Source organism: Comamonas sp., from assembly GCF_036666375.1.
Lineage (GTDB): Bacteria > Pseudomonadota > Gammaproteobacteria > Burkholderiales > Burkholderiaceae_C > Comamonas.
Genome location: NZ_JAVWWA010000004.1, coordinates 21166 through 32228, shown reverse-complemented (window position 1 = coordinate 32228; position 11063 = coordinate 21166). Strand labels below are relative to the sequence as shown.

The following is an 11063-nucleotide window of genomic DNA, read 5'->3' as shown; positions in this document are numbered from 1 at the left end:
CGCCGCGCCGGCCAGCGCCGCGCCGGCTCCCGCTCCTGCGGCCAAGCCCTGAGAGAGAGCCGCACACCATGGCACAGTTTTTCATCGACCGGCCCATCTTCGCCTGGGTCATCTCCATCGTCATCATGCTTGCGGGCGCGCTGTCGATCTCCACGCTGCCGCTGGAGCAGTATCCCGACATCGCGCCGCCGCGCGTGACCATCACCGCCACCTACACCGGCGCTTCGGCCGAAACCGTGGAGAACTCGGTCACGCAGCTGATCGAGCAGCAGCTCAAGGGCATAGACAACCTGCTGTACATGGACTCGGTCAGCGACCAGTCGGGCCGCTCGCGCACCACGCTCACCTTCAGCCCCGGCACCAACATCGACGTCGCCCAGGTGCAGGTGCAGAACAAGCTGCAGTCGGCAATGAATCGCCTGCCCGAGGCCGTCAAGAGCCGCGGGGTGTTCGTCAACAAGGGCGGCAACGACTATCTGACCACCTACAGCTTCACTTCGCCCGATCCAAACGTGAGCCAGGTCGACATCGGCGACTACCTGACCAGCAACGTGGTCGATGTGATCGGCCGCGTCGACGGCGTGGGCGACATCCAGATCTTCGGCACCGGCTATGCGATGCGCATCTGGCTGGACCCGGCCAAGCTGCAGAAATACGCGCTCATGCCGTCCGACGTCATCACGGCGCTCAATAACCAGAACGCCCAGGTCTCGGCGGGGCAGCTCGGTGCCTTGCCGGCCGTCAACGACCAGCAGCTCAATGCGACCATCACCGCGCGCACCAAGCTCAAGACCGTGCAGGAATTCGAAGCCATACTGCTCAAGTCGTCGGCTGACGGCGCCGCCGTGTTGCTCAAGGACGTGGCGCGCGTGGAGCTGGGCGCCGACAACCTGAGCATCACGTCGCGGCTGAACGGCCGCCCCGGTGCGGGCATGGGCATCGTGCTGGCCGACGGCGCCAACGCTACAGCGGTGTCCGAGGCCGTGAACGCCAAGCTGGCCGAAATGCAGCCGTTCTTTCCCAACGACCTCAAGCCTTTCATCAGCTCGGACTCGACGCCGTTCGTGCGCGCCTCCATCGAGGAAGTGGTCAAGGCCTTGTTCGAGGCCATGCTGCTGGTGGTCGTGGTGATGTTCCTGTTCCTGCAGAACCTGCGCGCCACGCTGATTCCGGCGATTGCGGTTCCCGTGGTGCTGCTGGGCACGTTCGGCGTGCTGTCGGTCGCAGGTTTCTCGATCAATACGCTGACCATGTTCGGCCTGGTGCTGGCCATCGGCCTGCTGGTCGATGACGCCATCGTGGTCGTCGAGAACGTCGAGCGCGTGATGAGCGAGGAGGGGCTGTCTCCCAAGGAGGCAACGCGCAAGTCGATGGCCGAAATCACGCCCGCGCTGGTGGGCATCACGCTGACGCTGTCGGCGGTGTTCATTCCCATGGCCTTCTTCGGCGGCTCCACGGGCGTGATCTATCGCCAGTTCTCGATCACCATTGTCTCGGCCATGGTGCTGTCGGTGTTCGTCGCGCTGACACTTACGCCCGCGCTGTGCGCGACCTTGCTCAAGCCCGTGGCCAAGGGCCATGGCCACCATGACGGCGCGCCGCGCCCCGGCCTGCGCGGCGGCATCGACCGCTTCTTTGGCGCCTTCAACAAGGGCTTCGACTACAGCTCGCACAAGGCGCAGAGCACGGTGGGCAGGCTTCTTTCGCGCAGCAAGCGCATGGCGCTGGTGTTCCTGCTGATCTGCGCGGGCACGGCCTTCCTGTTCACCAAGCTGCCGACCTCATTCCTGCCCGTGGAGGACCAGGGCTACATGCAGGTGCAGATCACGCTGCCTTCGGGCAGCACCAACGCGCGCCTGCAGGCGGTGATTGCCGAAGTGCAGCAGTACTTCGCCGCTCAGCCCGATGTCGTGAGCTTTAACTCCATCACCGGCCTGGGCGGAGACCAGGCGTCGGCGCGCGGCTTCGTGCGGCTCAAGAGCTGGGCCGAGCGCCCGGGCAAGGAGCAGACCGCCGACGCGATTGCGCGCAAGGCCACGCGTGACCTGCGCCGCCTGCGCGATGCGCGCATCTTCGTGATGCTGCCGCCCGCGGTGCGCGGCCTGGGCTCGAACGCCGGTTTCAACTTCCAGCTCAAGGACCTGAACGGCCTGGGCCATGAAGCGCTGGTCGCCGCGCGCGACAAGCTGCTGGCGCTCGCGCCCGCCGAGTCCGCTATACAGAACCTGCGCACCAACAACCTCGACGACAGCTCTCAGCTGGGCGTGACCATTGACGACCGCAAGGCCGCGGCGCTGGGCGTGAGCACGGCCAACATCAACAGCGTGCTGTCCAGCGCCATGGGCGGAACCTACGTCAACGACTTCCTGAACAACGGCCGCGTCAAGCGCGTCTACGTGCAGGGCGACGCTCCCTACCGCATGCTGCCCCAGGACATAGGCCAATGGACGGTGCGCAACGACAAGGGCGAGATGGTGCCGTTCTCGGCGTTCTCCTCGACCAGCTGGACCTACGGCTCGCCGCAGCTGATGCGCTACAACGGCAGCCCCAGCTTCGAGTTCGTCGGCGACGCGGCGCCGGGCGTGAGCTCGGGCGCGGCAATGGACGCGATCGAGCGCATGATGCAGCAGATGCCCGTGGGAATTGGCTACGAATGGACGGGCGCTTCGTACCAGGAGCGGCTGTCGGGCGCGCAGGCGCCGCTGCTGTATGCGATCTCGGTGCTGTTCGTGTTCCTGTGCCTGGCCGCGCTCTATGAAAGCTGGACCGTGCCGCTGGCCGTGATCCTGGCCGTGCCGCTGGGCGTGGTCGGCGCGCTGCTGTTCACGGGCCTGCGCGGCATGCACAACGACGTCTATTTCCAGGTGGGGCTGTTGACCACGGTGGGGCTGGCGTCCAAGAACGCGATTCTGATCGTCGAGTTCGCGACCCAGCTGCAGGAGCAGGGCCGCAATCTGCGCGACGCCACGGTCGAGGCCGTGCGCCTGCGGCTGCGGCCCATTCTGATGACTTCGCTGGCGTTTGGCTTCGGCGTGCTGCCGCTGGCCATCGGTACCGGCGCGGGCGCGGGCGGACGCCAGGCCATCGGTACGGCCGTTCTCGGCGGCACGGTGTTTTCCACGGTGCTGGGGATTTTCTTCGTGCCGGTGTTTTTCCTGCTGGTGCGCAGCTGGTTTGCCTCGCGTCCCAAGGGCGCGGCGCCGGCCATCGACGCACACGACAGCGACGCAAAGGGCGTGGCATGACCATCCAATCCAAGAACGCATATCGACTCCACGGACTGGCCAGCGCCGCGGCATTGGCTGCCGCGGCGCTGACCGGCTGCATGAACCTCGCGCCTCAATCCAGCACGCCCACGGGTATGGTCCCGGCGCAAGTCGGCACGGCTGCAACCCCCGTGCTGGCCTCGCCCGCGAGCCTCGATGCGGCCCAGGCCCTGGCCTGGGTGCAGTCGCCGGGCCTGCGTGAAGCGCTGGCGCTGGCGCTGACCAACAACCGCGACCTGCGCGTGGCGCTGGCCAACATCGACAAGGCGCGCGCGCAGTACGGCGTCACCGAAGCCGATCTGCTGCCGAGCATCAACGCCAACGGCCAGGGCAACCGCAGCCGCACGGCGGCCGATTTGACGAGCTCCGGCCGCTCGGCCGTGGTCAGCCAGTACACCGCCCAGCTCGCAATGACGAGCTACGAGCTCGATCTGTGGGGCCGGGTGCGCAACCTCAACGAAGCTGCGCTGCAGGCTTTCCTGCAGTCGGGCGAGAACCAGCGCAATGTGCAGCTGACGCTGCTGGCCGACGTCGCCAATGCCTGGCTCACGCTGGCCGCCGACCAGGCGCGGCTCACGCTGGCCGAGCAGACGCTGGCCGCGCGCCGCCAATCGTTCGGGCTGACCCAGCGCATGTATGAACTGGGTTCGACCTCGGGCCTGGTGCTCGAACAGAACCGCACCACGGTCGATGCCGCGCGCGCCGACGTTGCCAGCTTTGCGAGCCAGGTGGTGCGCGACCGCAATCTGCTGCAGCTGCTGGTCGGCGGTCCGCTGCCCGAGACGGCCATGCCGGCGCCGCTGCAGCTGTCGGCGGCTACGTCCGCTGCCGCGCTGGCGCCTTTGCCGGTACCTTTGCCGTCGAGCGTGCTGCTTGCGCGCCCCGATGTGCGCGCCGCCGAGTACCAGCTGCGCGCGATGAATGCGAACATCGGCGCGGCGCGCGCCGCGCTGTTCCCGACCATCAGCCTCACGGCCTCGGTGGGCACGGGCAGCAACGAGCTGTCCGGCCTGTTCGGCAGCGGCAACAGCACCTGGAGCTTCGTGCCGCTGGTGCGCCTGCCCATCTTCGACGGCGGGCGCAACCGCGCGAACGTCGCCGTGGCCCAGGCCAATGAGCAGGTCGCGCTGGCGCAATATGAAAAAGCCGTGCAGACGGCCTTTCGTGAAACCGCCGATGCGCTTGCCGACCGCGCGCAGTGGGCCGAGCGGCTGTCCGCCCAGGCCTCGCTCGTGGCCTCGACGCAAAAGGCCTTCGATCTGTCCGAGGCGCGTTTCAAGTCGGGCGTGGACAACTATCTGGCCGTGCTCGACGCGCAGCGCAGCCTCTACGCCGCGCAGCAGACGCTGATCACGCTGCAGCTGCAGGAGCAGCTCAACCGCGTGACGCTGATCAAGGTGCTGGGCGGCGAGCCGGTGGCGGCCGTGGCTGCGGCGGCTGCACCGGTCAACCGCTGAAACGTTTTCAGCGCGCGCGCGGCGCCTGGGCTGCGGCTTCGAGCACCGCTTCGGCGAGCAGTGCAATGGAGCGCGGCGCGCAGCCTTCGGCGTCGTTGCTCACGGTGACGTAGGCGCGCTGGCCGCGGCCCGTGATGCCGGCGATGGTGCGCGCCAGCAGCATGCGCGTGTGCGGGTCGGGCGAGCGTATTTCGCTGAACGGCGCATGTGCCTTCTGCGCGTCTTCATAGCCATAGGCGCCAAAGCGCCGGTTCAGGTTCCAGCGGCATACCAGCGGGCCCGGCCACAGAGAGCGCAGCAGCGGCAGTTGCTCCTCGATGGGCGGCATCTTGCCGTGCAGTCCCAGGCAGAACGTGGCGCCGGTGGCGCGCAGCACGTCGGCAAAGGCCGGCACCAGCAGCTCGGGATCGCGCACCTCCACGGCGACGATCACTTGCGGATGCGAGATGAGCTGGGACTGCACGCTGGTCAGCAGCGCCTGCAAGCGCGCAAACAGTTCGGCAGGCCGGGTCAGCCAGTCCCAGGACAAGGGGCTCAACTGGAACACCAGCACCCCCAACTGATCACCCAGGCCTTCGAGCGTGGGTTGCACGAAGGCCGTTGCGGCCAGCGCCGGGTCGAGAAACGCGGGGTTGGCTTCACGTCCACGGCCGTCCTCGGCGCGCACCAGCGCGTCGGTGATGACGGACGGACACTTGACGACAAAGCGGAAATCCGCCGGCGTCTGGCCCGCGTAAGTGACGTACTGGTTCACGGTAAGAGGGCGCCAGAAGCTGCGATCAATGCATATGGTGCGCAGCAATGGGTGCTGGGAATAGGCCTGCAGCCCTTTCTTTGCCAGCACGCTGGCGTCATAGGCTCCGTCCCAGACCAGGCCGTCCCAGCCCGGGTAGGACCAGGTCGAGGCGCCCATGCGCAGCTGGGCGGGCAGGGCGGTGGCCAGCGCATGCAGATCCGGCGGCGTGGGCGCGGGCTGTACCGCGGCCCTGCGCGCGGCATCGGCGCCCGGCGCCTGGCCGCTGGCCGGCTTGCCAGCGTCGCCCGGCGGCAAAGCATCGTCAAATAAGTCGTTTTGCATGAAATTGGAACGGTTTGTTAAAAAATGCCACAAAACCCATGACGTGTCGTCCGGTACGTCCAGGCGTGCAGAGGGCATTGCCGGGCTGCCCCCCATTCGCTCAACTGCGGGAAACAGAAGATGAGTATTGCATCGCTGCAGCATACGCTCACGGCAATCGGTTCCAATCAGGTTTCCAGCGAAAGCCTGTCGACTCCGATGGCCAAGACCTTGGATAAAATCCTCAACATCATCACCATGGGAATCTATGGCGCGTACAAGACCAGTGTCGCGTCGGAGATGAAGAATGACCTGCTTGATCTGGGAAAGGCCATTATCATGTGGGACCCGGCCTCCGCGGAAATACCGATGCAATTGACGCTCGATGACAGGCGGTATGAGATTTCCGACCTGCCCCAGGGAGGAATTCGTTTTCGGGAGTATCCCGAAGGGGAATCTAAGGAAATCGAGGGAGTCAGTCTCTTTTCCCTCAGAAACATGATTTTCTCAGAACTGATGAATCATTCCGATTTTTCGGAAGCAATGGTTAAAAGAGTGTACGAAACTGCGACAGTGCATGTGGACATCATAGGCATGCAACAGGAGCGAGCCAATGCCTGCAGCGAGGCCAGCAGAAACATGATTCTTGCCTATCATGGAATCGACTACGATCCTGCGACAAATTCGCGGAGTATATTCGAAGGTAATTCCAAGCAGGAGTTGGTTGCCGAACTGCGAAGAAACGGTCTGGTCGATCTGCCATTGTTGGCCCAGGGTCACAAGGCTTATACCTGTGAACAGATACAGGAAAGCTTGAAGAAAGGACCGCTGCTGTGCGAGCTGGAGAATCATTACCTGGTCGTCCACGGTGTCAATGCCTTGTTGGGTCGCATCGATGTCTATTGCCCCTTGTTAGGAAATCGATGTGCCAGTCTGGAGGATTTGAACGCGCACCTGGATTGGGAGCAGGAGTATATGCAAGCGCCGCTGATGCAATTTGAGAAGATCGATGATTCGGATAGTAGCGAATCGCCGGGTTTCGGGAGAAGAAAAGACGCGGATTTCTCGTTTGGAATAATTGACAGACTGGGCGTTTCGGTGCTTGCGGCCGCGACCGCGATAGGAAACAGCTGGCTTAAAATTCCCGATAATCTTCCCAGAGTGCGTTGATCGAAATGCATGGATGGCACCAGCGGCCGAAGACGGGCTTGCGCGCATGCGGTTGTGTGGCAGGCGGTTTGAATCTTCAGGATTTATGATTGCTTTGGGGCCACTTCGGAGTGCTTGCAGGCTTCAACGTGCTCCAGTCAAAAGTCGTGCTGATATTCTTTACTTTGCCCTGGGCTTTCTGGGGGCTGATTCGACAACCGGCAAATTGTCCTGTGGCCTGGCACTCGCTGCGGAATCGATGTTGGCTGGTGGGTTGACATACCCTGCCATCGGTGGCGCGAAGGCGGCACGCGTGCGCAGCTTCTCGCTTCCGCCCGGAGATGTGCCTGCCGGCATGGGATGATTTTTCGGGTTCCACGATGGTTGCGTAAAGGCTTCCATCGATGACGATTTCGTAGGCCGAGGCCCGCACATGCGTTTACTCGCCCAAGCGTTTTTTGAAGCCGGCCACTTTCCTCTCCTGTTCTCCCCGCTTGGATTGGAGTTCGGCTTCCCTGGAGTCGCCTTTCTTGAGTGCCGTCAATGATTCGGCGCTGCTGATATCTGCGGTCGATGTCTTGAAGTTCTGTTGGTTTTTCTCATGAATTGAATGCAGATCCTTCTTCAGTTGATCCAGCGTCGACTGCAGGGGTTCGGGTTCATGCCAGCATCCCAGGCTTTGCGGTGGAATGCTGACAGTTCTCACCGAAAGCGGCTTGTCATTGGTGGTTTGAGGGCTCAGGTTATCAAAAATCCTCAAAAACGTGCCAGGCTTCAATAGATGGGCAATGGATGAGTAGAGTTTCTGTCTGACGGACTTCCCGATTCTGGACGGTTGCGAAGAAATAATCCGGTGAGTGATTCTTCCCATGAAGGAATTTTTCGCGGCTATCCTTTTATTTTGCTCTTTCCTTTTTTCGTCAGCATCATCCTTTTCTTTGCCATGTAACGCCTTGGAGATGCTTGGATTCCCAAAAAAGAATGACGATATTCTGGAAAAATTTCTCATGACATATCCTTTGATGCAAAATTGATCTGATTGGGCCCCATGGGCGTGGCCGGCGGTTGTGTGCTTTTCAGCGGCGCATTGAATGGCTGGACGTATTTCCCGGCGGCATCCACAGGATGCTTTCATCGCAGCTTTCCAATCGGCCAGTTCCATGTTCGCTATGTCCACGTTCCTGGCCGTCGCGAACAGACCCGTTTCGGCTTCCATGCCTAGTGTTGCTCCTTCCGTCTATTCAAAGAAGTAATGGGCTTCGAGCGCCAGGGCGTAGACATCGCGTCCGGCGTTGTCAGATACCTGTTTCGGGCTGCTGTAAAGGGGCGCCCAAGTGCTTTCAGCGATGGCTTCGATATTCGCATGTATATCGTCGAATTTCAGAAAGCAATGACAGTTTTCGTGCGGCGCCATAAAATTCAGTCCCAGATGATTTTTTAAAAACCCTTCATTAATGGATGGATGTCGTTGTGAATTTGGGTTTTCATGTGAGATTTATCAATGAGGGGTGCGCGTCCGGAGAAGTGTTTTGGTTGAGTCGCGGGCTGCCGGGAAAAGTTCCAATGTCTGGCGGGAAAAATGCTCCCGTGGGTAAACATCAGTTCGAAAACATCCTGCGCACTGAATAATCATCGGTTTTGAACTCCAGGCCACTGTCTGGGACGCGGGCCATCGCTTTCGCGTGAGCTTTCGCGCCTATGGCACACTGGCAGGCTTCCCTTGATCCATCGCCGTGGGGCGAGTACCGCATGCAAAAAATCATTGGGCAAATTGCCGCAGAAATCAAAGTCAGCCAGCAGCAGGTCACCGCGGCCGTAGAGCTGCTGGACTCCGGGGCCACCGTGCCCTTCATCGCCCGCTACCGCAAGGAGGTCACGGGCGGCCTGGACGACGTGCAGCTGCGCGAGCTCGAGGCCAGGCTTTCCTATCTGCGCGAACTCGAAGACCGGCGCGTGTCGGTACTCAAGAACATCGACGAGCAGGGCAAGCTGACCGACGCGCTGCGCGCGGCGATTGCCGCCGCGCCGACCAAGCAGGAACTCGAGGACATCTATCTGCCGTTCAAGCAGAAGCGCCGCACCAAGGGCCAGATTGCCAAGGAGTTCGGCATAGAGCCGCTGGCCGACAAGCTGTTTGCCGACCCCACGCTCGATCCGCACGCCGAAGCCCAGGCCTATTGTCGGCCCGCGACGCTGCTTGACGACGGCAAGCCCGGCCCCGACTTCTCCCACACGCTGGCCGTGCTGGACGGCGTGCGCGACATCCTTTCCGAACGCTGGGCCGAAGACGCGGTGCTGGTGCAGGCGCTGCGCGAGTGGCTCTGGGAAGAGGGCCTGCTGCGCAGCAAGAAGGTCGATGCAAAGAACGAGAACGACCCCGAAGTCGCGAAGTTCCGCGATTACTTCGAATATGACGAGCCCATTGGCCGCGTGCCTTCGCACCGCGCGCTGGCGGTGTTCCGCGGCCGCGCGCTTGAAATCCTCGAAGCCAAGCTGGTGCTGCCGGTCGAGCCCGAGCCGGGCCAGCCGAGTCTTGCCGAAGGCCGGATCGCGCTGCACCTCGGATGGAGCCACGCCAAGCGCGCGGCCGACGACCTGCTGCGCAAGTGCGTGGCCTGGACCTGGCGCGTGAAGCTGAGCCTGTCGACCGAGCGCGACCTGTTCTCGCGCCTGCGCGAAGACGCCGAAAAGGTCGCGATCAAGGTGTTCGGCGACAACCTGCGCGACCTGCTGCTGGCCGCGCCCGCAGGCGCGCGCACCGTCATGGGCCTCGATCCGGGCATTCGCACCGGCGTCAAGGTGGCCGTGGTCGATGCCAACGGCAAGCTGGTCGACACCGCCACCGTGTTTCCGCACGAGCCGCGCAAGGACTGGGACGGCGCGCTGCACACGCTGGCCAAGCTCTGCGAAAAGCATGGCGTCAACCTGATCGCCATCGGCAACGGCACGGCCAGCCGCGAGACCGACAAGCTCGCGGGCGAGCTGATCAAGCTCATGGCCAAGGTCGAGCAGAACATCCAGAAGGTCGTGGTCAGCGAAGCCGGCGCGTCCGTGTACTCGGCCAGCGAATTCGCTTCCCAGGAAATGCCCGATGTGGACGTGAGCCTGCGCGGCGCGGCAAGCATCGCGCGGCGCCTGCAGGACCCGCTGGCGGAGCTGGTGAAGATAGATCCCAAGAGCATTGGCGTGGGCCAGTACCAGCACGACGTCAACCAGAGCGAGCTGGCGCGCACGCTGGACACCGTGGTCGAAGATTGCGTGAACTCCGTGGGCGTGGACCTGAACACCGCGAGCGCGCCGCTGCTGGCGCGCGTCTCGGGGCTGTCGGGCAGCGTCGCCAAGTCGGTGGTGCGCTGGCGCGATGCCAACGGCAGCTTCAGGAGCCGCAAGCAGCTGATGGAAGTCAGCGGCCTGGGCGCCAAGACCTTCGAGCAGAGCGCGGGCTTCCTGCGCATACGCGGCGGCGACAACCCGCTCGACATGACCGGCGTGCACCCCGAAACCTATCCCGTGGTCGAGAACATCATCGCCACCACCGGCAAGCCCGTGGCCGAGCTGATGGGCCGCGCCGACATGCTCAAGACGCTCAAGCCCGAGCTGTTCGCCAACGCGCAGTTCGGCGTGATCACGGTGCGCGACATCCTGGGCGAGCTGGAAAAGCCCGGGCGCGATCCACGGCCTGATTTCGTCGTCGCGCGCTTCAACGACGGCGTCGACGACATCAAGGACCTCAAGGAAGGCATGACGCTCGAAGGCACGGTGAGCAACGTTGCGCAGTTCGGCGCCTTCGTCGACCTGGGCGTGCACCAGGACGGTCTGGTGCATGTGAGCCAGATGAGCCACAAGTACATCACCGACGCGCGCGAAGTCGTCAAGACCGGGCAGATCGTCAAGGTCAAGGTGCTCGAGGTCGACGTGGCGCGCAAGCGCATCAGCCTGACGATGAAGCTGGACGCCGCGCCCGCGCGCCGCGACGGCCCGCGCGACAACCGCTTCGAAGGCGCTGGCCGCGGCTATGCATCGCCACCGCGGCGCAACGAACCGGTGGCGCAGAACGCCATGGCCTCGGCGTTTGCCAAGCTGCAGCCGGGGCGCAAGTAGCTTGAGGCCTGCCGGGCATCGCACTGAACGTGC

At 63.3% G+C, this 11063-nt stretch carries 7 protein-coding genes; 4 read left to right on the top strand and 3 right to left on the bottom strand.

From position 1 onward, the window contains the following. Positions 1–68: 68 nt before the first annotated feature. Positions 69–3245 carry an efflux RND transporter permease subunit gene (locus RR928_RS01605; protein WP_332681276.1) on the top strand — a complete coding sequence of 1059 codons (3177 nt, stop codon included), beginning with the start codon at positions 69–71 and terminating at the stop codon, positions 3243–3245. Then, positions 3242–4723: an efflux transporter outer membrane subunit gene (locus RR928_RS01600; protein WP_332681273.1), complete on the top strand. Its 1482-nt coding sequence runs from the start codon at positions 3242–3244 to the stop codon at positions 4721–4723. Before RR928_RS01605 ends, RR928_RS01600 begins: the two co-directional genes overlap by 4 nt. Before the next feature lie 7 nt (positions 4724–4730). Here the strand turns inward: RR928_RS01600 and RR928_RS01595 are convergent, their stop codons facing one another. Continuing rightward, positions 4731–5801: a DUF72 domain-containing protein gene (locus RR928_RS01595; RefSeq protein ID WP_332536607.1), complete on the bottom strand. Its 1071-nt coding sequence runs from the start codon at positions 5799–5801 to the stop codon at positions 4731–4733. A gap of 120 nt (positions 5802–5921) precedes the next feature. Between RR928_RS01595 and RR928_RS01590 the strand changes: the two genes are divergently transcribed. Next, positions 5922–6950 (top strand): papain-like cysteine protease family protein, encoded by a 1029-nt coding sequence (locus tag RR928_RS01590; protein WP_332681271.1) that lies wholly within the window; start codon positions 5922–5924, stop codon positions 6948–6950. A gap of 418 nt (positions 6951–7368) precedes the next feature. Here the strand turns inward: RR928_RS01590 and RR928_RS01585 are convergent, their stop codons facing one another. Beyond that, positions 7369–8145, bottom strand: a complete 777-nt coding sequence (locus RR928_RS01585; protein WP_332681268.1) for a hypothetical protein — start codon at positions 8143–8145, stop codon at positions 7369–7371. A gap of 21 nt (positions 8146–8166) precedes the next feature. Further along, positions 8167–8343 carry a hypothetical protein gene (locus RR928_RS01580; RefSeq protein WP_332536612.1) on the bottom strand — a complete coding sequence of 59 codons (177 nt, stop codon included), beginning with the start codon at positions 8341–8343 and terminating at the stop codon, positions 8167–8169. A 335-nt stretch (positions 8344–8678) separates the two neighbouring features. On the opposite strand from RR928_RS01580, the gene RR928_RS01575 reads away from it, so the two are divergent. Then, positions 8679–11030 carry a Tex family protein gene (locus tag RR928_RS01575; RefSeq protein WP_332536614.1) on the top strand — a complete coding sequence of 784 codons (2352 nt, stop codon included), beginning with the start codon at positions 8679–8681 and terminating at the stop codon, positions 11028–11030. Positions 11031–11063 lie beyond the last annotated feature (33 nt).